The sequence below is a fragment of the Tissierella pigra genome (assembly GCF_018917845.1).
GTDB classification, from domain to species: Bacteria; Bacillota; Clostridia; order Tissierellales; family Tissierellaceae; genus Tissierella; species Tissierella pigra.
In genome coordinates, this window is sequence record NZ_JAHLPJ010000001.1 from 2,684,036 (window position 1) to 2,706,328 (window position 22,293).

The 22,293-nt window shown below is 34.0% G+C and carries 24 protein-coding genes and 1 other annotated feature; of the genes, 6 read left to right on the top strand and 18 right to left on the bottom strand.

Annotated features, from left to right (window positions below):
- Positions 1–52: 52 nt before the first annotated feature.
- Together nadA and KQI41_RS13210 are read right to left on the bottom strand one after the other, a co-directional pair.
- On the bottom strand, positions 53–955 hold the full coding sequence (nadA, locus tag KQI41_RS13205) for a quinolinate synthase NadA (protein ID WP_154442473.1): 903 nt from the start codon (positions 953–955) through the stop codon (positions 53–55).
- Positions 956–978: 23 nt separating this feature from the next.
- A complete protein-coding gene (locus KQI41_RS13210) occupies positions 979–1,359 on the bottom strand; it encodes a RidA family protein (RefSeq protein WP_154442475.1) in 381 nt (126 codons plus the stop codon).
- 296 nt (positions 1,360–1,655) lie between these two features.
- Here KQI41_RS13210 and KQI41_RS13215 point away from each other — a divergent pair, with 296 nt between their 5' ends.
- The 4 genes from KQI41_RS13215 to panD are packed head-to-tail and all read left to right on the top strand — an operon-like array spanning position 1,656 to position 4,587.
- Positions 1,656–2,516, top strand: a complete 861-nt coding sequence (locus tag KQI41_RS13215; protein ID WP_154442477.1) for a Rossmann-like and DUF2520 domain-containing protein — start codon at positions 1,656–1,658, stop codon at positions 2,514–2,516.
- A gap of 1 nt (position 2,517) precedes the next feature.
- Positions 2,518–3,348, top strand: a complete 831-nt coding sequence (panB, locus tag KQI41_RS13220; RefSeq protein ID WP_154442479.1) for a 3-methyl-2-oxobutanoate hydroxymethyltransferase — start codon at positions 2,518–2,520, stop codon at positions 3,346–3,348.
- A gap of 10 nt (positions 3,349–3,358) precedes the next feature.
- Complete coding sequence (panC, locus tag KQI41_RS13225) at positions 3,359–4,201, top strand: pantoate--beta-alanine ligase (protein ID WP_154442481.1); 843 nt, start codon at positions 3,359–3,361, stop codon at positions 4,199–4,201.
- 2 nt (positions 4,202–4,203) lie between these two features.
- Entirely contained in the window at positions 4,204–4,587 is a 384-nt protein-coding gene (gene panD / locus KQI41_RS13230) for an aspartate 1-decarboxylase (RefSeq protein WP_154442483.1), read from the top strand.
- Between the two features lie 240 nt (positions 4,588–4,827).
- Here the strand turns inward: panD and KQI41_RS13235 are convergent, their stop codons facing one another.
- The 8 genes from KQI41_RS13235 to gloA form a co-directional block, all read right to left on the bottom strand.
- On the bottom strand, positions 4,828–6,132 hold the full coding sequence (locus KQI41_RS13235; protein ID WP_154442485.1) for a Na+/H+ antiporter family protein: 1,305 nt from the start codon (positions 6,130–6,132) through the stop codon (positions 4,828–4,830).
- A 210-nt stretch (positions 6,133–6,342) separates the two neighbouring features.
- Positions 6,343–6,846 (bottom strand): gamma carbonic anhydrase family protein, encoded by a 504-nt coding sequence (locus KQI41_RS13240; RefSeq protein WP_154442487.1) that lies wholly within the window; start codon positions 6,844–6,846, stop codon positions 6,343–6,345.
- A gap of 83 nt (positions 6,847–6,929) precedes the next feature.
- Positions 6,930–7,511 (bottom strand): HDIG domain-containing metalloprotein, encoded by a 582-nt coding sequence (locus tag KQI41_RS13245; protein ID WP_154442489.1) that lies wholly within the window; start codon positions 7,509–7,511, stop codon positions 6,930–6,932.
- 178 nt (positions 7,512–7,689) lie between these two features.
- On the bottom strand, positions 7,690–8,586 hold the full coding sequence (gene rsiV, locus KQI41_RS13250) for an anti-sigma-V factor RsiV (protein WP_154442491.1): 897 nt from the start codon (positions 8,584–8,586) through the stop codon (positions 7,690–7,692).
- A gap of 1 nt (position 8,587) precedes the next feature.
- Complete coding sequence (locus KQI41_RS13255) at positions 8,588–9,088, bottom strand: RNA polymerase sigma factor SigV (protein ID WP_154442493.1); 501 nt, start codon at positions 9,086–9,088, stop codon at positions 8,588–8,590.
- A gap of 181 nt (positions 9,089–9,269) precedes the next feature.
- The gene (locus KQI41_RS13260) at positions 9,270–10,163 is read right to left on the bottom strand and encodes a peptidylprolyl isomerase (protein ID WP_154442495.1); all 894 of its coding nucleotides are present in this window, start codon (positions 10,161–10,163) and stop codon (positions 9,270–9,272) included.
- A 148-nt stretch (positions 10,164–10,311) separates the two neighbouring features.
- On the bottom strand, positions 10,312–11,724 hold the full coding sequence (locus KQI41_RS13265; protein ID WP_154442497.1) for a glycoside hydrolase family 10-like protein: 1,413 nt from the start codon (positions 11,722–11,724) through the stop codon (positions 10,312–10,314).
- 133 nt (positions 11,725–11,857) lie between these two features.
- Complete coding sequence (gloA, locus tag KQI41_RS13270) at positions 11,858–12,244, bottom strand: lactoylglutathione lyase (RefSeq protein WP_154442499.1); 387 nt, start codon at positions 12,242–12,244, stop codon at positions 11,858–11,860.
- A gap of 140 nt (positions 12,245–12,384) precedes the next feature.
- Here gloA and KQI41_RS13275 point away from each other — a divergent pair, with 140 nt between their 5' ends.
- Positions 12,385–12,627: a DUF2249 domain-containing protein gene (locus KQI41_RS13275; protein WP_154442501.1), complete on the top strand. Its 243-nt coding sequence runs from the start codon at positions 12,385–12,387 to the stop codon at positions 12,625–12,627.
- Positions 12,628–12,799: 172 nt separating this feature from the next.
- Here KQI41_RS13275 and KQI41_RS13280 read toward each other — a convergent pair whose 3' ends face one another.
- The 5 genes from KQI41_RS13280 to KQI41_RS13300 all read right to left on the bottom strand — a co-directional run bounded on the left by KQI41_RS13280 (position 12,800) and on the right by KQI41_RS13300 (position 17,959).
- The gene (locus tag KQI41_RS13280; RefSeq protein WP_216585465.1) at positions 12,800–15,343 is read right to left on the bottom strand and encodes an ABC transporter permease; all 2,544 of its coding nucleotides are present in this window, start codon (positions 15,341–15,343) and stop codon (positions 12,800–12,802) included.
- On the bottom strand, positions 15,340–16,023 hold the full coding sequence (locus KQI41_RS13285; RefSeq protein ID WP_154442505.1) for an ABC transporter ATP-binding protein: 684 nt from the start codon (positions 16,021–16,023) through the stop codon (positions 15,340–15,342). Before KQI41_RS13285 ends, KQI41_RS13280 begins: the two co-directional genes overlap by 4 nt.
- An 82-nt stretch (positions 16,024–16,105) precedes the next feature.
- Entirely contained in the window at positions 16,106–17,095 is a 990-nt protein-coding gene (locus KQI41_RS13290) for a sensor histidine kinase (protein ID WP_154442507.1), read from the bottom strand.
- On the bottom strand, positions 17,082–17,768 hold the full coding sequence (locus KQI41_RS13295) for a response regulator transcription factor (RefSeq protein ID WP_154442509.1): 687 nt from the start codon (positions 17,766–17,768) through the stop codon (positions 17,082–17,084). Before KQI41_RS13295 ends, KQI41_RS13290 begins: the two co-directional genes overlap by 14 nt.
- A complete protein-coding gene (locus KQI41_RS13300) occupies positions 17,765–17,959 on the bottom strand; it encodes a helix-turn-helix domain-containing protein (protein WP_216585466.1) in 195 nt (64 codons plus the stop codon). The genes KQI41_RS13295 and KQI41_RS13300 overlap by 4 nt, the downstream gene beginning before the upstream one ends.
- A gap of 345 nt (positions 17,960–18,304) precedes the next feature.
- Between KQI41_RS13300 and mnmH the strand changes: the two genes are divergently transcribed.
- On the top strand, positions 18,305–19,342 hold the full coding sequence (gene mnmH, locus KQI41_RS13305) for a tRNA 2-selenouridine(34) synthase MnmH (RefSeq protein WP_154442513.1): 1,038 nt from the start codon (positions 18,305–18,307) through the stop codon (positions 19,340–19,342).
- A 24-nt stretch (positions 19,343–19,366) separates the two neighbouring features.
- Here mnmH and KQI41_RS13310 read toward each other — a convergent pair whose 3' ends face one another.
- The 3 genes from KQI41_RS13310 to epsC form a co-directional block, all read right to left on the bottom strand.
- On the bottom strand, positions 19,367–20,122 hold the full coding sequence (locus tag KQI41_RS13310; protein WP_154442515.1) for a YwaF family protein: 756 nt from the start codon (positions 20,120–20,122) through the stop codon (positions 19,367–19,369).
- A gap of 12 nt (positions 20,123–20,134) precedes the next feature.
- Positions 20,135–21,127 (bottom strand): tryptophan--tRNA ligase, encoded by a 993-nt coding sequence (gene trpS / locus KQI41_RS13315; protein WP_154442517.1) that lies wholly within the window; start codon positions 21,125–21,127, stop codon positions 20,135–20,137.
- 353 nt (positions 21,128–21,480) lie between these two features.
- Positions 21,481–21,686, bottom strand: a binding site (T-box leader).
- 58 nt (positions 21,687–21,744) lie between these two features.
- A complete protein-coding gene (epsC, locus tag KQI41_RS13320; protein WP_154442519.1) occupies positions 21,745–22,293 on the bottom strand; it encodes a serine O-acetyltransferase EpsC in 549 nt (182 codons plus the stop codon).

A 22,293-nucleotide genomic window follows, 5' to 3' on the forward strand; every position in this document is an offset into this window, starting at 1 on the left:
CCTCTTTTTATCAAGTAGTACTTTTCAATACTTCTGATTAATCTTTATTACTTTAAGCTAACTCAAGCATCTTAAATAATGCCCTACTCGCACTAATCCTTATATCTTCATCAATAATAATTTGATTTTTATCATGTAATAAACTCTCATATACATCTTCAATAGTTATACATTTCATTGGATTACATATGATATCAAGGTTATGAAATCTTCTATCCTTATACCTATTTCTAAGTTCATAAAGAATACCATCTTCTGTTAAAATTAAAAAATCCTTATGATTTGTTGTGCCTACATAGTCAATAATTTGACCTGTGCTTCCAATATAATCAGCTAAATCACGTACTTCCTTTCTACACTCTGGATGTACCAATATATGTAAATCCATATTTGTTTTTTCCCTGTAATCTAAAATATCTTTAGCTCTTATATTATTATGAACACAACAAAATCCATCATATAAAATCATTTTCTTATCTTTCACTTTTTCCTGTATACAACTGCCTAAATGTTTATCAGGTATAAATATTATTTCTTCAGCATCTATATTATTTACTACATTATAGGCATTGGCAGATGTACAACATACATCTGAAATAGCTTTTACCTCTGTGGATGAATTTACATAGCTAACTATCTTAGCATCTTTATGTATTTCCTTTAGCTTCAGCACATCTTCTTTTGTTGCTAAATCTACCATAGAACATTTTGCATCTGTATTAGGTAATAAGACTTTTTTATGAGGAGACAATATTTTTGCACTTTCAGCCATAAAGCTGACACCACAAAATACAATCACTTCATTATCTACTTCTAATCCAATTTTACTTAGATTATAAGAATCTCCCACATAATCAGCTATTTCTTGTATTTCATCCCTTACATAATAATGTGCAAGTATTACAGCATTCTTCTCCTCTTTCAACCGTAATATTTCTTCTTTATAGTTTATCATACTGTGTTCCTTCTCTCTAAAATTTACTTTTTCAATGCAATTGCATCTATTTCAACATCAATTCCTCTCAATTGAACACCCATAGTTGTTCTAACTGGAAATGGCTCACTAAACATTTCTCTATAAACAGAGTTCATTTCATCAAAATATTTAATATCTGATAAATATACAGTTGTCCTCACTACATCTTTTAATGTACATCCAGATTCTTTTAAAATAGCTTGAATATTTTCAATAACCTGTCTTGTTTGTTCTTTAATATCCTTCTTTATTTCACCAGTAACTGGATCCTGCGGACGTTGCCCTGCAGTAAAAACAAAATTATCCGTTATAATACCTTGAGAATATGGTCCTGCAGGTGTAGGTGCATTTTGAGTAATTATTTGTGTAAAATTAGTTGTCATCATAAAACCTCCTATTATTTTTTATTATCATAACAAAAGTAAATACAACTGTCAATACAGATGTATTTACTTTTATATTTCTTAATATATTTTTCTCTTGATTATTATTCTCCTTCTATGTTAAACTGTTTGTGACAGCATCTATTTGAGCTGTACAAATAATACACTTACTGCCAAAAATTAAATATAATATCTGCTTTGATCCATTGGACTAAGACAGGGCTAATAAGTTTAAATTCATCAAGTCTTTTTGTTATGTCCAAAAAGACTTTTATTTTTTCTAAGGGGTGAATATATTGAAAATTTCTTTTATAGGTGCTGGAAAGGTAGGCATTTCATTTGGCCTGTATCTCAAAAAATATAGTTATAATTTACTAGGATATTATAGTCGTTCTTTTTCATCGATAGTAAATGCTGCAAATATTACAGATTCAACTGCATTTAAAAACCTTGGGGACACCATAGAGGCTGATATTATATTCATCACTGTAAATGATGATTCTATTAAAGAAGTAGCAAATAATATTTCTAAACTCAATATTGATTATAAAGATAAGATATTTGTACATATGAGTGGAGCTTTGTCCTCCTCTGAACTGGAGATTTTAAAAAATGAATCATCCAGTATAATCTCCTTACATCCTATACAAACTTTTACAGATGTACATACTACGGTGGAAAAGCTTAAAGATACTGTATTTTCTATAGAAGGGGATAATAAAGGCATAACAGTTATAAAAAAAGTTCTAGATAAATGCAGAAATAAGTATTTTATACTAGATAAGGAGCAAAAACCTCTTTATCATGCTGGTGCATGTGTGGTATCAAATTATTTAGTTACTCTTCTTGACTATGGATTTTCCATCTTAAAACATATAGGGCTTTCGGAGGAATTAGCAATCAATAGCTTTTCTCCCCTTATAGATTCCAGTATAAACAATATTAAAAATTTAGGAACGAAAAATTCCCTTACAGGTCCTATCTCTCGTGGTGATATAAATACTATAAGAAAGCATTTAGATTCCTTTGAGGTAAATGACTTTAAAAACACTTTACTTTATAAGGAACTAGGGATTTCTACTGTTAAATTAGCAGAAGGAAAAAATCTAGATGAGAAGGTTGCTTTACAAATATTAAAACTATTGGAGGAGAATTAAAATGGGTAAAAATACAGTAAGATCATTTTGGGAAATGAAAAAAAATAATGAAAAGATTACAATGCTAACTGCTTATGATTATTCTACAGCTAAATTGTTAGATGAAGCAGGTATAAATTCTTTACTTGTTGGTGACTCCTTAGGTATGGTAGTATTGGGCTATGAAAACACTCTTCAGGTTACTGTCGATGATATTATTCATCATTGTAAAGCTGTTTCAAGAGGATCGCAAAATTCTCTAATAGTTGGAGATATGCCATTTCTATCCTATCACATTAGTATAGAGGATACCATAAGAAATGCTGGCAGAATAATTCAGGAAGGAAATGCCCATTGTGTAAAGCTTGAAGGCGGAAAAGATGTAATTGATAAGGTAGAAGCTCTTATAAAAGCGCAAATTCCAGTAATGGGCCATATTGGACTTACTCCCCAGTCTGTAAACATGTTTGGAGGCTTTACTGTTCAAGGTAAAAATGAAGAAGATGCGCAAAAAATAATAGATGATGCTTTATTATTGGAAAAGGTTGGAGTATTTTCAATAGTCCTTGAGGGTATACCTGCAAAACTGGCAGAGATAATCACAAACAAACTTACTATTCCTACCATAGGCATAGGAGCAGGGAATAAATGTGATGGTCAGGTTTTAGTTATAAATGATATGTTAGGTATCTATTCTGATTTTACTCCTAAATTTGTAAAAAAATATGCAAATATAAAAGATGAAATAAATAAAGGATTAAGTAATTATATTGAAGAAGTGAAAAATGGCTCTTTTCCAAGACCAGAACATTCGTTTTCCATAGCAGACGAAATCCTTGAAAAATTATATTAGGGGTGAAAAAATGTTATTAAATACTATTGAAGATTTAAGAAAACAAATAAAACCTAAAGTAGACAATTCCACAATTGGCTTAGTTCCCACCATGGGTTACCTTCATGAAGGACATATTTCTTTAATAAATAGAGCAAGGAAAGAAAATGATATTGTTATATTAAGTATTTTTGTAAATCCAACCCAATTTGCTCCCAATGAAGATTTGGATAAATATCCTCGTGATTTAGATAAGGATATGAAACTTGCCTATGATAATGGAGTTGATTATATATTTGCACCAACTGTAGAAGAAATGTATGGAAATAATTATTCTACCTATGTAAATATTGAAGGAGATATAACCAAAAAACTTTGTGGAAGTTCTCGTCCCACTCATTTTAAGGGAGTGACTACTGTTGTAACTAAGCTTTTTAATATTACTACTCCTAATAATGCTTATTTTGGACAAAAAGATGCACAACAGCTAAGTATAATTAAAAAACTAGTTAAGGAATTGAATTTTGATATAAATATAGTTTCTTGTCCCATAGTAAGGGATAAGTATGGTCTTGCTTTAAGTTCAAGGAATGTATATTTAAGTGAGCTTGAAAGAAAACAGGCTTTAGTATTATCTCAATCCTTAAATGATATAAAATCCATGTATCTAAGTGGTAATAACAATGCCTTGGAGTTAAAGAAATATATAGTTGATAAGATTAGTACTATGAATCTAGCAAATATAGACTATGTAGAAATTGTAGATTTTGAAACATTTGAGGATGTTGATATAATAAATAAACAAACTCTGGTAGCATTGGCAGTTAAGTTTGGAAACACGAGACTAATTGATAATATAATCTTGGGGGAATAATTATGTATTTAACAATGCTTAAATCAAAAATTCATAGAGCAACTGTAACAGAAGCTAATTTAAATTATGTAGGAAGTATAACCATAGATGGAGAGCTTTTAGAGAAATCTGGTATATTGCCTGGTGAGAAGGTATATATAGTAAATAACAATAACGGAGCAAGACTTGAAACTTATGTAATAGAAGGTGAAAAGGAAAGCGGTGTCATATGCTTAAATGGTGCTGCTGCACGTTTGGTACAACCTGGTGATATTGTTATAATTATGGCTTATGCCCTTATGGATAAAAATGAAGCATTAAATTCAATTCCTACAATCTTGATATTGGATGAAAAAAACAAAATAAAAGAAATTCTTTCAGAAGAAGTTCATGGTGATATTAAATAGTATATTTTTATATTAAAATTCTTGCTTAAGTAAAAAGATATGGGGTTTAAAACTCTTGGAAGCCAGATTTGATTATTACAAAGGAAAAATTGGAACATATGTTAAATATTATAGAACTGGCAGGAGAACTGAATCACAGAGTAGATTATAACCAAATAGTAACCTGCATTTGTTGAAAAAACTATGAAATAGATAAAGGGATTAATCCCTTTATCTATTTATCTTAACTTATTATTCTAATTAAAGTAATACTGCTGCTATTGTTCCAAATATTAATAATGGAATATTATAATGGAGAAATGTAGGTACACAAGTATCCCAAATATGATCATGCTGACCATCTACATTAAGACCAGCAGTAGGTCCCAATGTACTGTCTGATGCAGGCGATCCGGCGTCTCCCAATGCTCCTGCTGTACCTACTAAACAAATTGTTGCAGCAGGACTAAATCCTAATGCTATGCACAGAGGAACAAATATTGTTGCAATTATTGGGACTGTTCCAAAAGATGTACCAATTCCTAAAGTAATAATTAACCCTATTAATAGCATTGTAAATGCTGCTATTGCTTTACTTCCTCCCATCATACCTGCCGCCGCCTTTACTAAAGATTCAACCCCACCTGTTTCCCTAATAACTGCACCATAACCTGAAGCAACTAACATTACAAAAGCAATAAATCCCATTAATCCAATACCACCATTTATCATCTCATCAAGCTCTTTCCATTTAAATCCACCTAGCATCATCATCAATGCTAATCCTACTATGGCACCCAGCGGAAGGGATTTTGTTATAATTTGAATTACAAATGCTGCTACAGCTCCTACTAATGCAGCCCAGTGTTCTCTTGTTACTCCTAGTTCTTCTATATCTTTAGTATCAGATTCTTGTAATTCAAGCTCTTTATACTCCCTTGGTTTTTTATAACTTATTAACACAGCTATAAATAATCCTACTATCATTCCTATACCTGGAAGCAACATTGACTTCCAAATCATATTTGTTTCTACAAAGACTCCATTATCTATTAAAGCATCTCTTATTATGTTGTGAAAAAGGAGTCCGAATCCTACTGGTAATATTATATAAGGAGCCTTAAGTCCAAATGTTAGTGCTGACGCTACTCCTCTTCTATCAATTTTATATTTGTTCATAACAGGTATTAATGGAGGTATTAGTATTGGAATAAAAGCTATGTGGACTGGAATTAAGTTTTGGGAAAAACAAGCCACGCCAGCTATTAATAATACAAATAGCCTTCTTCTACCATCTATTACCCTTCCTATTTTCCTAGCTAATATGTCTGCAACTCCTGTCTTACCAATTGCTACTGCTAAAGCACCAAGCAGTATATATGATAGTGCAGTTTCTGCACTTCCACCCATTCCATTAATTAAAATAGCAATGGAATCACCTACTGACATACCAGATAATACACCACCTAACAATGCCGATAAAATAAGTGCGATTAATACATTTACTCTTAATAAACATAATACAGCCATGACTAATACTGATAATAATACTGGATTAGTTAACATAACATCCCTCCTTGATACTAATATACATATTAAAACTGTGTTTTAACATATATTATTCACTCTAAATAAACCATAGAACTTTAATCACCTAAGGAAGTTGTGCTATATTGACTGATTAGTTCCAGAAAATATATTAGAAAAAATAGTTCTACCTTCTAATATATTTTTATAATAAATATTAATTGCCATTCTAAATTTAATAGACTTAATTTATATATGTTGTTCTCTCCATAATTTTTCGTATCTTATGGCATTGTCTTTTATGGACTTCAGGTCATCTTCTGTCAATTCTCTTCTTACTTTTCCAGGAGAACCTAATACTAAAGAGTTAGGTGGTATAACTGCTCCTTCTGTAACCAAGGCTCCTGCCCCTATAATACAGTTATCTCCTACAACAGCACTATTAAGAATTATAGCACCCATTCCTATTAAACAGTTATTACCTACAGTACATCCATGAACAACTGCGTTGTGTCCTATGGTAGTATAGTCTCCGATTTTCAAAGGTTCATTAGTATCTACATGTAAACTAGAGTTATCTTGAACATTGCTATAGTTTCCAATTTCAATCGTATTCATATCTCCTCGAACTACTGCTCCATACCATATACTAGTACCTTTACCTATAGTTACCTCTCCTAAAACATCGGCAGTTTCAGCAATAAATGCTTCTTCATGGATTTTAGGGTTTTTATCTTTTAAATTTTTTATCATAATATCTCTCCTTATATATTGTCATTTAATATTTACTACCCTAATTATATCATAAAAACCCAGTAATTTTTCATTCTTAAATTTTATAGATTTCCCTGTAAATCTATTTTATCAGCCACTTTTCTCATGGCAAGTATCGTTTCTTTAATTACCTCATCCCTTTCCATTCCTAACATCTCTATACCCTTCTCTATAATAGCTCTATCTACTCCAGCTGCAAAAGCCTTGTCTTTCCACTTTTTCTTCACTGATTTTGGTTCTAAATCAAGGATAGATCTGCTTGGGCGAAGAAGAGCTACTGCTGTTATAAGCCCTGTTAATTCATCAATGGCATATAGGACTTTCTCCATTTTTTCTACAGGTTCTATATCTACACATATTTCATAACCATGACTAGCAATTGCTCTTATATAATCCTCTGGATATGATTCTTCCCTAAGAATTTCTTGAACCTTTATACAATGTTCATTAGGATACATCTCATAATCTAAATCATGAATAAGACCTATTATTGACCATTTCTCTACATCTTCCTCATTAAAAAGCTCTGCAAAATGTTTCATTGTTGCTTCAACTGAAAGTCCATGGCGTAGTAGACTATCTGATTTGTTATATTTTTTAAATAACTCCAAAGCCTCTTTTCTAGTTGGTTTTTTATTTGCCATATGTTTCCCCTCTTTCTTTTTGACTTTAGTATATATAATAAAGTAGTAGACTTAGAGTGTCAAGGTCTTATACCTAGAATTAACAGAATATTAATACATAAAAAGAATCATAAGCTTATACATTAATCTTATAATCCTTTTTCATATTAGTTTTTCCTAAATTAAAAATTTTATTTTATTATTTAATATATTCACTACTTACTAAAATATCTTTTATTACTTCTGTTGGTATGGTAAATTCCTGTGTTCCCATGTATCCAGGGGCAATTTCATATTTATCAAATGAAATTATTAATTTACCCTCATGGTTTATATAGAAACTTTGTTCCTTTGATATATTTTTAAACTCTGATTCACTATCCATAGCAAAATCATCAATCCAGTAAACTTTATTTTCGTCTTCCTTCATTTGTTCTCTCATTTGTTCTTTTATATTTTCACTTATTGCTTCTGTATAGCTTTCATTCTTAAATAAACTTGGTAATGTAATCAATATTTGATTCTTCTTATCAATGGTATCATACTTAACTTTTCTGTCTGAAGATCCTGAAGTACTTTCAATATAACGTCCTATGGAGAATATATTATCATTATCAGTTTTTACCTCATAGTTCGTACTAATACTTATATTTCCACTATTTTTTGATTGAAGTTTTTCCATTTCTGATACAAAGGCTTCATATAGCTCTTTATTTTCTTTAATATATTTTTCGTTTATTCTATTTTGTAATTCTTCATTTTCTAAACCTTCTATTTTAGGAACCTTAATATTAGCATCAAACTTATCTTTATCTATTTTATACTCTCTAAATGTCAATACTTTGACTATGCCACCAAATATTGGTACTTCAGATAGATTCTCTGCAAGAGATGGACTAGTGTTGACTCCTGCTGTTATTAATAATGCAGCTGCAGCTACTGACGCTGCTGTGGTTTTTAATATTTTATATTTATTATCTTTTTTCATACTATTTTTTCTCCCCTCTTTAATTGACTTTTTGACTATAAATTCCAGTTCATCTGGAATTGATATATTCATATATTCCTTTTTTGATTCTTCAAGTTTATTATTCATACTACTCCTCCTGGTCTTCATCATTTATTTTAATTCGTAATTTTTCAAGTCCCTTATATAATCGAGTTTTTACTGTATTTAAATTTAGATTTAAAATCTCAGCAATTTCTCCTATCTTTAAGTCTTCAAAATATCTTAGGATTATAATAATACGATAATCTTCAGGTAACTCTTTAATTGCAGTATTCAAATCAATATCTTCATACATATCCATTTTACCTAAATCAAACCCAGATAAAGTCTCATCATCTACTACAACTAATCTCTTTCTTTTACGTAAAAAATCTAGTGAAGTATTTACCAGAATTCTATAATACCAAGTCTTTATGTAATCAATATTTTTTAAGGAACCTTTAAATAAAAAAGCCTTATATATAGATTCTTGTATAATATCTAAAGCATCCTCAATATTCCTTACATAGGTATAGACCAATCTATAGTGACTTTCTTTGTTTTCAATTACATAGTTTGTAATTTGTTCATCTATACTATCTTCATCCATCCCGGGAAATTCTCCTTTCTCTTGTCATAAGCTTAAGCCTTACACTATATAGACGTATAATGCTTTAAAAAAGTTTTATAAATTTAAGTTTTTTAGAATTATTCAATTAAAAAAGGTATCATATTAATGATACCTTTTTACTATTACCTATACATATGAATATTACCTGATTTGTTTTTAATTATTTATCTGTTTCTACTAAATAGTTTTCTATATTGTATTCCTTATACTTTTCTGCATACCATTCTTGATATACTTGTGGTAACTTTTCTTCCAATAATATATCTTTTATTTCATCTTTACTGTCTTCTAAGTTTGCTGCTTTAGCTTCTTGCTTATCTTCTAGTTTTATTATATGATACCCAAATTTACTTTTAACTGGATTGCTTATTTCTCCTATTTTCAAAGCAAATGCTGTATTTTCAAATTCTTCTACCATTTGCCCTTTTCCAAAATATCCTAAATCTCCACCTTGTTCTTTAGTTCCCTCATCTGTAGAATATTCCTTTGCAAGTTTAGCAAAGTCTTCACCAGCGGAAAGCTTTTCTTTAACTTCCTTAGCAGTTTCCTCTGTTTCTACTAATATGTGGCTTGCTTTTACTTGTTCTTCTTGGTTAAAAGTTTCCTTATTCTCTTTAAAGTAATTATCTATATCTTCATCTGTTACTGTAACTTTACCTTCCATAAGTTTTTTTATTTGTAAATTCATAATTATATCGTTTTTAATATCTTCCATATCAAAACCATATTCTCCTATGGCTTGATTAAAGGCATCTTCACTTCCATAATAATTTTTTACTACACTAAGTTCAGCTTCTACTTCTGCATCATCGATTTCAATTTTTTCTTTTTCAATCTCTGATTTAATTATCTTTTCACTTATTAAATACTCTATTGCTTGTGTTCCGTATTGCTCCACCATTATATTATATAAGTCATCCTTTGTTATAGTTTGGTCATTTACTTTAGCAACTATCTCCTTTTCTCCACTGGTACATCCAGTTACTCCTAAAACCAATGCCATAATAATTGTAAGTATTATATACTTGTTGCCTTTACTTCTTAATTTGTTCATATTTTTCCCCTTTCGCTTTTAATTAATAAAAGCAAAAATTTAAATATCCCACAATTCTTGATATATTAATGATTGCTTTTTATTAATTATAACATAGAATTATGGGATTATTATGGTAAAATATAAAATTTAATCTTGGATACGAATTTTACTTTAATTTATTTAAAGATAAAGAATTTGGTACTTTATTTTCAATTTTAGATATTTTAGATGGTAAATTGGCTTTACTAGTAAAGTGTTGGGTTTTAAGTATATTTATACACTGGTTATTTACTACAGGATTACTAGTATTTTCAATTAAAGATTTGTATCTAAAAAATATACTTCCCTTTACTTCTTCATATAGACTATTGAATTTAAGCTGATTTGAAATTTCTTTAGGATTCATCCAACTTAAATTTTTATTGTTTGGATCTGCTTGTCTATAGTTAGCATGTCCTATATACAAATTAACATCGGTATCTTTTACAGCATCTGACCACCAATTAACTAATTCTCCATAGGGTGCTGCCTTTTCATCAAAGCTCCAATATATTTGTGGCGCTATATAGTCTATCCAATTATTTTTTACCCATTTTCTAGTATCTGCAAATTGGTCATCATAAGATGCCCTAGAAGTTACTGGAGTTAAACTTCCTTCCATATGCAATGCTTTATGCCCCCATATTCCAAAAGGACTTATTCCAAACTGTACATTTCTATTATTATTCTCGTTATAAGACTCAATAGAATTATGTATGTTTTCGATTAATGTATCTACATTATTTCTTCTCCAATCATCTTTATTTTTAAATTCAGTACCATATTTTTTAAATGTAGTTTCTTCTTCTTTAAAATACCACCCATTTCCTGATTTAAAGGGATAGAAATAGTCGTCAAAATGTACTGCATCTATATCATAGTTTTCTACTACTTCCATTACACTATTGGTAATATATTTAATAACTTCTGGTTCTCCTGGATTTAATTGTAGCTTACCACCAAAGCTGTAAACATATTGTGGATTTTGTCTTGCCCAGTTATTTAAGGCTAAGTCTGATAACTTTTCACTTCCCGTTGTTACTCTATAGGGGTTAAACCAAGCATGAAACTCTATTCCTCTTTTATGAGTTTCTTCTACCATCCACTCTAAAGGATCCCAACCAGGATCTAGTCCTTGCTTACCTGTTAGATACTCTGACCATGGGTTGATTTTAGATTTATAAAATGTATCTAATTTAGGTCTTACTTGAAATATAACTGAATTCATATTTAGGTTTTCTAGATTATTTAAAAGCTGTCTATATTCAGCTTTATATACTTCCTTATTTAATCCATTCTTGGAAAAGTCTAAATTATATACAGTGGACACCCATACTCCTCTAAATTCTTCTACCTTTTCTTGTGCATATATAGGTATTTCTATAGGCTTATTATTTATTAAAACTATTTCATTAGTGTTGTATTTAGTTAGAAACTGCATACCTGTTCTGGCCGTTTTAGCTTCAACTATTGTGGTATTTAATCCTATAGTTAAAACAGTAGCACCTATAGCCATAAGCTTACATATATTTCTTTTCATCTCCAATCCTCTCCAATCTAGTAAAATTATGTTATTTTATTAGATTATATTATAACTGGACAAGGATTACAAATTACGATTCTATGACATTTGTCCAAAGAAATACCCCCTAAAAAATTTAGGGGGTATTTCTTTATTTTTTAGCTCTTATGATTTCTACATCATATCCATCTGGATCTGTTACAAAATAATATCTTGGCTTCTCTCCTGGAAGTCCCATTAGTTCTGTAACTTCATAACCCATTTCCTTATGTCTTTCACGAGATCCTTCTAAATCCTCTACGTTAAATGCCATATGGCTAAATCCATCTCCTATTGTATAAGGTTTCTCTGGATTATAATTATATGTTAATTCTACTTCATAATTACCTGTTTCATCAGCTAAAAACACTAATGTAAATTCATCTTCTGGAAAATCACTTCTTCTAGTTTCTACTAGTCCTAAAGCTTCTTTATAAAACTTTAAAGATTTTTCTAAATCCATTACCCTAATACAGGTATGTAACATCTTATAATTCATTAAAATCCACTCCTTTTTTATTAATTACTTCATTCAATTATGATTATACCCAATTGAAGTAGGATTTTGTAACTTTTTATAATAATATATTTTTTCTTTCTTGGGCATAATAACCTAAAACCATTAGGAGGGATTCTTTTATGTCTATTATGGAATTAGATACTCGAGGTCATGAACAAAGTCATATAAATAATATGGTTATAAATAGTTTTGATTCACTTCCTGTAGGTGAAAAGATGATATTAGTGAATGATACTGATCCTTCTCATGTATTCGACCATCTAGAAGAAAAAAGATATGGTAAATTTGAATGGGATTATGTAGAAGAAGGTCCTGATGTATGGAAGGTATCTTTAGCTAAAAAATATCTTAACTATATATAATACAAAAAGCAGATGACTTTAGCAATCCTCCAATAAGGATGTTTACAAAATCATAGTTGTTTAGCATATAGCAAAACGATTACCGATGAATTGTAAATAATCTTTATTGGAGGATTTGCTTTATAGCACAGATGTTTTTTTAATTTTATATCAAGTCAATATCGGTTTTGAATCAAATTATATCATCCCGAAGCGCGTCAATAATATTTTCTCTTTTTATCTTGTTAGTGGCATACAGCATTGTAATAAATACAATAAAGAGCACACCAAACACGCTGATTGCCATACTGCCCCACGGAAACACAAAATCAATATTGTCCGCCCCGCCGACGACCATACCCTTATAAATCAGACAGGAAAGGACTCCTGAAAGGGGCAGCCCCAAAATCATCGTCCGCGCTCCATAAAGAGTGCATTCAAAGCGCATCATCTTATTGAAATCCCGGTCGGACATCCCCACAGAACGGAGCATGGCAAATTCCCGTCTGCGCAGCTTGATATTGGTGGAAATTGTGTTGAAGACGTTCGCAACCGCGATTAGCGAAATCATCGTAATAAAAACAACCGAGAACAGATTGACAATGAATGTGATATTGCGGTTTTGCTCCAGCATCTCATAGACATTGTACAGATTATAGTCGGCGGTAATGCTGGCTCCATCAATCATCGTCTGCATCTCAGCTGTAGACTGACCAGGATTTTCCGACTTGAAGGTCATGCCCAGCTTTGTAGGCTTTACTGTCGCACCAAGTGCGTCAAACTGCGGCTTTATCTCGTAAGGAGCCATCACCATAAGCGTGTATCCGGGCCACTCACCCGGCTCCGTGGGTAGCAGATCCGGGTAGTCTTTTACAAAGGTTGCACGGATTGTTTTCGTCTGATCCCCGGTCTTGGAGCGGAGCGTAAATTCCATAGGCTGTTCCTGCGTATACCAATTCCCGGGCAGAATTCCTGCCATGATCATTTTTTTGTCCTGTCCAGTGTATTCCTCTGCGGACAGACCAAGACCTTCCAACAGATTCTGATAGACGCTACCCTCAACAAACTGAATATCCAACAACACTTCTACCGTTTCACTTGCCCCATCATAACCGATGGGCTCGCCGTACTCGTCAAAAAAATGACTTGATAAATCACTTACATTGAGCACGCAGGAATAGGTTGAAAGTGCCTGATAAGAGCTTTTGGTAACGCTGTCGACGGTTTTCAACTCATCATAAAGCTGGAACAGTTCACTTTCCTCCATGTCTCGCGTATAGAAACAGATGTCATATTCTTCAACTACCACAGATGAATTCTCCGCAATCTTATTTAGATATGTTCCGAAAGAGCTTGCCGACACAAACAACACGACGCTTAACGTAAGCGACAGGATAATGCTGCGGTAACGCCGCCTGTTTCTCTTAAAGTTTTTTAACGCAAGTGTTTCCTCTAAACAGTAAAGGCGTTCCGCGAGCTTTGAGGTTCTTATCGCTTTGGCTTCCACCTTGACCTCGTTTGTCTGGCGGATACACTCCATCACAGGCGTACTGGCGGCCTTCTTTGCCGGAATATAGGCCGAAATTAGAATGGTGATCATACTGATAACCGCTGCAGCAACAAGAGCAGGAACAGACACCACCAAAGTCAACGATACATTGTCATACATAACATTTGCGAAATTCTTTGCCACAAGGGAAAGTACAAGTTTGATGCTTGGTATCCCGACCAAAATGCCGATCGGAATGCCGATTATACCGATGCAAAGTCCCTCAAACAGCACAGAATTACGCAGCTGTTTTTCCGTGGCACCTACCGACATGAGTATTCCAAACTGGTGCGTGCGTTCATTCAATGAGATGTCAAATGAATTATAAATCAGGAACACCGAGCCGAGCATAACCAGGGCAATCAAAATGCCACCAATGGAGTACAGGAGAACTGTAAGTATCTTTTCCCCTGAAAGTCCCATAAAGCGCAGTACATCATCGTTCAAAACGTAACTGTTATTGTCTGATATGCTGTCTACATAAGAATGAACCTGATATGGGTTCTTTAGCGTGATAAATACGGTAAGACTATCCGATGCGGCTGTATCCTTTGTTGTGATTAAAGTGTATCCGGGTGCAGCATACTCCTCGATTGCCGGTCGTTGGCAGATGCCGACAACCGTATATGTTTTCTTTGTCGTAGGTACAAGCGTTTCTTCCCCGGCACAATAAGAATCGTGCTGGCTGAGCTTCTGATCGACACTCATGCGGTTGCCGACTGAGAGAGTGAGTGTGTCACCCACCAAAATTTTCACTCCGCCGTTTGCCGCAATATGAGCTGGTATCACGACTTCGCTGCTGTTCTCCGGCAGTCTGCCAGAAAGCAGCTTGATGGGCAGAGCATCCAAGGCTTCCTCGTTCCATCCGGTAACAAAAAGATATGGCTTGTCTGGATTTTGCCCCCCTTCCAGTGTGGCATAGCCGATGTTCTGTAGCGCTACCACATTTGCCACTCGGCTGTCCTCTGCCTGTTTCTGCGCAATGGAGGAATCTGCCTCCGGGATTTCAATATGCCAATCACCATATTTGGCAGCGGCACCATTTATCATATAGCTTTGCAGGGACACGGCAAAGGTAGCGACTGCCGTAATCATGGCGGCGGACAGAACAACTCCGATAATCGTGACAATCGTTCGGGTACGGCTTTTTTTCATGCTTTGCAGGGTAACCTTGTTGAAAATGTTCATGGTCTCACCCTCTCGTCTCGCACTACTTTGCCGTCTGATATGCCGATAATGCGGTCTGCTTGCAGGGCGATATTTTCGTCATGGGTGACGAGGAGCAAAGTCTGCCCATATTTTTTATTGCTTTCTTTCAGCAGTTTGATGATTTCATGTCCATTTCGGCTATCCAAACTGCCTGTGGGTTCGTCGGCAAGCATGACCGCCGGGGCGTTCATCAAAGCGCGTCCTATGGCAACCCGCTGTTGCTGACCACCCGAAAGCTGATTGGGTAAATGAGTTTTGCGGTCTTTTAGCCCCAGCAGATCCAACAAGTCATTCAGCCGTTCCTCGTTGATCTTCCTCTTGTCCATCAGTATAGGCAAAGTGATGTTTTCCACCACATTCAGAGTGGGAATAAGGTTGTGAAACTGATAAATCAGCCCGACCTGCCTCCTGCGGAAAATAGCGAGTTTTTCATTGCTTTGGGCATATACATCCTGTCCCTCCAAATATACCTTTCCGCTTGTGGGCACGTCCACGCCGCCGATGATGTGAAGCAATGTGGATTTGCCGGAGCCGGAGGAGCCGATGATTGCCGTAAACTCCCCCTTTTCAATTGCAACCGAAACATGGTCAAGGGCGGTAACTTGGTTTTCGCCCTTGCCGTAGACCTTGCATAAATTTTCAATTTTTAAAAACTCCATTATGTGAGTCTCCTTTCTCATGTCTTACCCATATAATAGACCCTTCAACTTACATCTCTGTGACTTTTAGGTGAGAGATTCGTCACTTTAGGAAACGAATGGAAAATATCGCGCCGCCCTGCGGGTGATTTTTGGCGGTAATCGTCCCTCCCTGCCGTGTTATAATCATCTTGCAGAGAGCCAATCCAATCCCATATCCTGTAGCGTTTGGGTTTTTCCCACGATAAAACCTGTCAAACAGGCATGGTAAATCTTCTTTTTCAAAGCCCGAGCCGCTGTCGTGGATGGCAATCTCGGTAAACAGTGGGTTGGACCTGCAGACAATCTCAATCTTCCCGTTCTTGCCTGCGCTCTCCATGCAATTTTTGAGGATGTTTTGAATTGCTTCCGAAAGCCAACCTGAATCACCCTGAATAATTACCCCTTTCGGCACGTCTATTTGCAAATCAATATCCTGCAGCTCCATCAGGATTAGGAACGGGCGAAGCGCGGCGCATATCAAGTTGTTTACATCTATCTGCTCACTTTGGAATACCACAATGCCCGCGTCCAAGCGGGATAATTTCAATAGGGAAGTAAGCAACCAATCCATCCGCACAAGCAATTCATCTGTTTCCCGTACAAATGCTTTCCGCTGGTTTTCATCAGGATTATTCGCTAACAATGACAGAATGAGGTTCACGGATGTGAGAGGGGTACGGAGTTGGTGGGCTATGTCAGCCAGCGAATCGGCAAGATGTTCTTTTTCTTTTTTTAGTGCGTCGTTTTGCTCTCGAATACGCAGTGTCATTTTTGTTATCTCGCTTTGCAGAATGGAAAGTTCACCCTCATCCGATTCACCAATATACAGATGGTCAGCATTATGGAGCACAAGATCGATTTGATTTGAAATCTGCGCAATGCTTTTGTATCGGGCTTTGGTAAACGCGAAAAACGCTATGCCAAAGGCAGCGGCAGAAGCAATGGCAAGGATTCCCGCCGCAGTATTTATTGCAAATCCCAGAATTACAGCAACCGCCGCCATTAAGGAGAATAAAATAACAAACTGCCGAAACTCTCTATTCCGAAGCATACTCGCCCCCCAATCTATACCCTATCCCCCGAACGGTCAGAATAATTTGCGGGCTTGATGGGTCGTTCTCTATCTTCTCCCGCAATCGTTTGATGTACACGGTTAATGTATTGTCATTGACAAACTCGCCCGCTGCGTCCCACAATTCGTCAAGTAGCCTGCCCCTCGTGATAATACTTTTAGGGTTGCTAATAAACACCAGCAACAAGCGGTATTCTAATGCTGAAAGAAAAACCTCGCTGCCGTTTTTTTTCACAACACCGCTTGCCGTATCGACATGAAGCCCGCGGATTTCAAAATCCGATCCGCAACGCCCGCTTTTTCGCAGGGCGGTTCCAATTCGCGCAATCAATTCACGCGGACGAAAAGGCTTGGTGATATAGTCGTCCGCGCCCATGTTCAGCCCGGTAACAACACTCGCCTCATCACCAGAAGCCGTCAGAAAGATAACGGGAACATCCCCTGTTTCTTTGATTTCTGTGTAAACCGTAAAGCCATTTCCGTCAGGCAAAGAAATATCAATCAACGCCAAGTCAAATTTGTTCCCGGCAAGGGCAGCAAGGGCTTCACTCCGCGTAGGGGCGTGAGTGACTGTAAATCCCTCCGAGCGGAGCAAAAGCACAAGGTTTCTGGCGATTGCCTCATCATCCTCAACCAAAAATATCCGTTTCATTTATTTTCACCATCCTTTACTTTATTGCTCCTGTATCGTCCGTCAGCCGGTTTTTCAGCGTCAACCGGAACAAGCCATGTATTTCCCATTTTTTTAGCTCCCTTAATCCGTCCAGCAGAGCAATGGTACACTACCATTCTGTCTGTGATTCCCCAATTTTTCGCTACTTCTTTTGTCGTTATATAATCCACGCATAGCACCTCCATAATTTTATTATATTTCTTTTGACAGAAATATACAAGCTGAGGTATAAAGCAAAAAAATACAGGAGTGTGGAAAGTAGTTCACGCTCCAGCTTGGCAAACCTCGCCGAACTGTTACCATAAATTTACTGTAGAAAAGGCCGGACAGATGGGGATAGCGTTTATGAAGCAGGTCGATGTGACTGCTACGGATAAAGTTGCTCGTTTAATTAAACCGAGCATTAGCCATCTGCTTTTTGTATTGCAGAAACTTTTATATAATTTATGTTGTTATAGATAAAGTTAATAGTATATAATATATCTATATATATTAATAATAGAAGGGAATTTTATATGTTTAGAGTAATTGATTACGAAGATATAGATAAAAATAGAATAGATGAGAATCATATAATAATAGACTTGCGAAGTCCTAGTGAATATGAGTCTGCAACCATACCAAGGGCTATTAATATACCTATCTTTAGCAATAAAGAGAGAGAATTAATAGGTACAGTTTATAAAAATGAAAGCATTGATAAAGCAAAGAAAATTGGTGTAAAAGTTGTGTCTGAAAAATTACCTAGTATTTATGAAGAAGTATCTAAACTTGATAGAGAGTATAACAATCTTGTATTTTTCTGTTCTAGGGGTGGATATAGAAGTAGTTCTCTAGTTGCATTATTTAAATCCATTGGAATAAATGCCATTAAACTTGATAATGGATATAAAGGATATAGAAAATATATAAATGACCATTTACCAAATATAGTTAAAGATATACAGTTTGTCGTCCTATACGGCAATACTGGAACAGGTAAAACAGATATACTAAAGGAATTAGAAAATCAAGGCATGGATGTTTTAGATTTAGAAGGATGTGCTAATCACAGAGGCTCTCTCCTTGGTAGTGTAGGCCTTGGTAAACAAAATAGCCAAAAGATGTTTGAATCTTTAGTATATGATTCTTTAAGTAAAAGAAAGACCAATCTTGTATTTGTAGAAGGTGAAAGCAGAAGAATTGGAAAAGATATGATACCTGTTTATATATATGAAGCTATGAATAATGGTATAGGAATAAAAATTCAAGCTACTATGGAAAATCGAGTATATAACCTTTCAAAGGACTATGTACATGATACAGATAATGAACTTATAGTATCTTTAAATAATTTAAGAAAGTATTTAGGGGATAATAATATCGATAAATATATAGAACTAATAAAGAATCACAGATATAAAGAAGTAATTGAGGAACTTATGATTAAATATTATGACCCTATGTATGAACACAAAAATAGGAATTATAAAAAAATCTTTAATAATAACAATGCTAAAGAAACAGCTGAGGAAATAATCAAATGGTCAGAGAATATAAAAAGCTCTAAGTAATTATACTTAGGGCTTTTTATATTCTTATGAAGCAAATTTTGCTAAATCTTCATCTATATCTAATGTTTTATATATATATTTTGCTACTCCATAGATTAATATAATAAATATATTAAATGCTAAAAATGCAGTTAAACTGTAAGCCATTGGTGACATGAATTTTTCAAAGGATGCCTTAGCAATAGGTGCTTCAACTAAATAACAGTAGTTTGATTTAGCTACTATATTGAATATATATATAAATGAATGATAAATGTTTGTAAAATATAATATTGACCTTAAACTCTCTCTATCCATCCTATACTCTTCAACTACTAATATATATATTGTGGACCATAGTAAACCTATATGGCCTATGAAAAATGATATATTAGTATAATGGGGAAATGAAAATGGGTCTAAGTCAGTAGGTAGTAACAATGCCAATATTGCCCCTGCTACACCCCAATAGCATCCTACGTTTTTAAATATCTTTTTATCTGTTACTAAGGCAAAGATTGTAAATATAATGGCTACTCTACAATTATAGAATGGCAAACTTTCTTGTATAGTAAAATACCCTGAGAATCCATACCATAAATATAAACTTACCTGTTGTAAAACCAATATTATAATCATAAATTTTTTAAATATTTTTCCCATATTTGTAGATTTAAGTCTATCTTTCTTTAATACTATAAATTCAACACCTACAAATGCAATGGCTAATATTAAAAAATGAGTTAAGCTCCAAATTGGAAATACAAAATCATCTGGAGTTCCCCTAAAAAAATACTTCATACATTATTCCTCCTATTTGGGAATGAATCCTACTTTCTTATAGACCTTTCTAAGGGTTTTCATAGCATGATATGATGCTTTTTCTGCCCCTTCTTTATATATCTTCTCTAAATGGTCTTTATTGTTTATTAAATAATTATATTTTTCTTGAATAGGTGAAAGACTTTCTACAACTACTTCTGCTAAATCTTCTTTAAATTCACCATATCCCTTTCCTTCATATCTATTTACTATATTAGGTATTTCTTCTTTTGAAAACACACTATATATATCTAATAAATTTTTGAGTCCAATTTGTTCATCATTATAAGCCACTACTCCTAAGGAATCTGTAACTGCTCTTTTTATTTTTCTTCTAATTGTGTCTTTATCATCTAAAAGTAATATATATGCGTTTTCATCTGTATCTGATTTACTCATTTTTGCTTCTGGATTTTGAAGACTCATTATTTTTGCCCCAATCTCCTTTATTTGTGGATCTGGAACTTTAAATGTATCGCTATATTTATTATTAAATCTTATGGCTAAATCTCTAGCTAACTCTAAATGTTGCTTTTGATCCTCTCCCACTGGAACTAAATCCGCTTCATATAAGAGTATATCAGAAGCCATTAGTACTGGATAAGTGAATAATGCTGCATTTAAGTTCTCTTCAGACTTTCTAGACTTTTCTTTGAACTGAGTCATTCTATTTAATTGCCCCATATAAGATATACTATTTAATACCCAAGTTAGTTCTGTATGTTCTGGTACATGGGATTGAATAAATATAGTGCTTTTTTCTGGGTCTATTCCTGCCGCCAAATATAATGCCAGTACATCTAATGTATTTTTTCTAAGATCCTTTGGCACTTGAGGTATAGTTATTGCATGTAAATCAACTATACAGTAATAGCAATTATATTCATTTTGCAAATCTACCCAGTTTTTTATAGCTCCCAAATAGTTCCCTATAGTTAATTTCCCTGAAGGCTGTACTCCACTAAATACAATTTTTCTTTCCATAAAAATCCCTCCTATCATAATTACTGTCATTTGTTAGTTTGTTTGATACTATGACTACGAAGTTTCGAAACTCAAATTCATTTAATCGCTACTCATGTAGATTTGGAGCTCATTGACTTTTTGTCCAATGAGCGTAACGAATTGTAGACAAAACGGACAGCGTAGGTGCGTTTGACCTATATAGCCTTCATCACCTTCGTTAGATTGAGTTGTTTGACAAAGTGACTACGCAGTTTCGCATCACAAATCTATTCACTCGCTACGCTCATATAGATTTGGAGCTCATTGCGTTTGACCTACTAAAGCTCACTGGCGTTCGCTAAGTTAGGTCATAAAAAAACCTTCCATCTCTATTAAGAGACGAAAGGTTCAATTCCGCGGTACCACTCTTGTTGCTAAAAAGCCAACTCTAATCATATAAGGTTGATTAATCCTATATCTTACTATGTTCAGATATATACTCACAAGTCCATTCATCATAATAGTATCACTGGTTTCCACCTTTTCCAGCTCTCTTTAGATCTTTATTATGATTACTATTCTTGATCTTTGTATTTACTATATTATATATATTATACTCTAGAATACTATATTGTAAACTAAAATTTAAATATTTTTTATACTACATATATATAGCCATAGTTCTTATTCTTTTTTCTTATTATTCTTGCTGGAGAGCCTACTGCTGTAGAATATGGAGGAACATCCTCCAATACTACAGAATTCGCACCTATTTTAGCTCCTTTTCCAATGGTTATTGGTCCAAGAATTTTAGCACCTGCTCCTATAATTACATCATCTTCTATAGTTGGATGTCTCTTAGAACCCTTTTCTCCACCTATTCCTCCTAATGTCACTCCATGATACATCACTACATTATTTCCAATTTCGGCAGTTTCACCTATTACTACACCCATTCCATGGTCTATAAACAATTTATCACCGATAGTAGCTCCAGGGTGAATTTCAATACCAGTTATTCTTCTAGCTCGTTGAGAGATTATCCAAGACCATATGAATTTTTTCTTCTTATATAGTCTATGTGCAATTCTGTGGTAAAATATCGCCCTTTGACTTGGATAGAAAAACATAGCTGTAAAAAGATTTTTAGCCGCAGGATCTTTTTCCAATATATTTTTTGCATCATTTATAAACCATTTAAACAT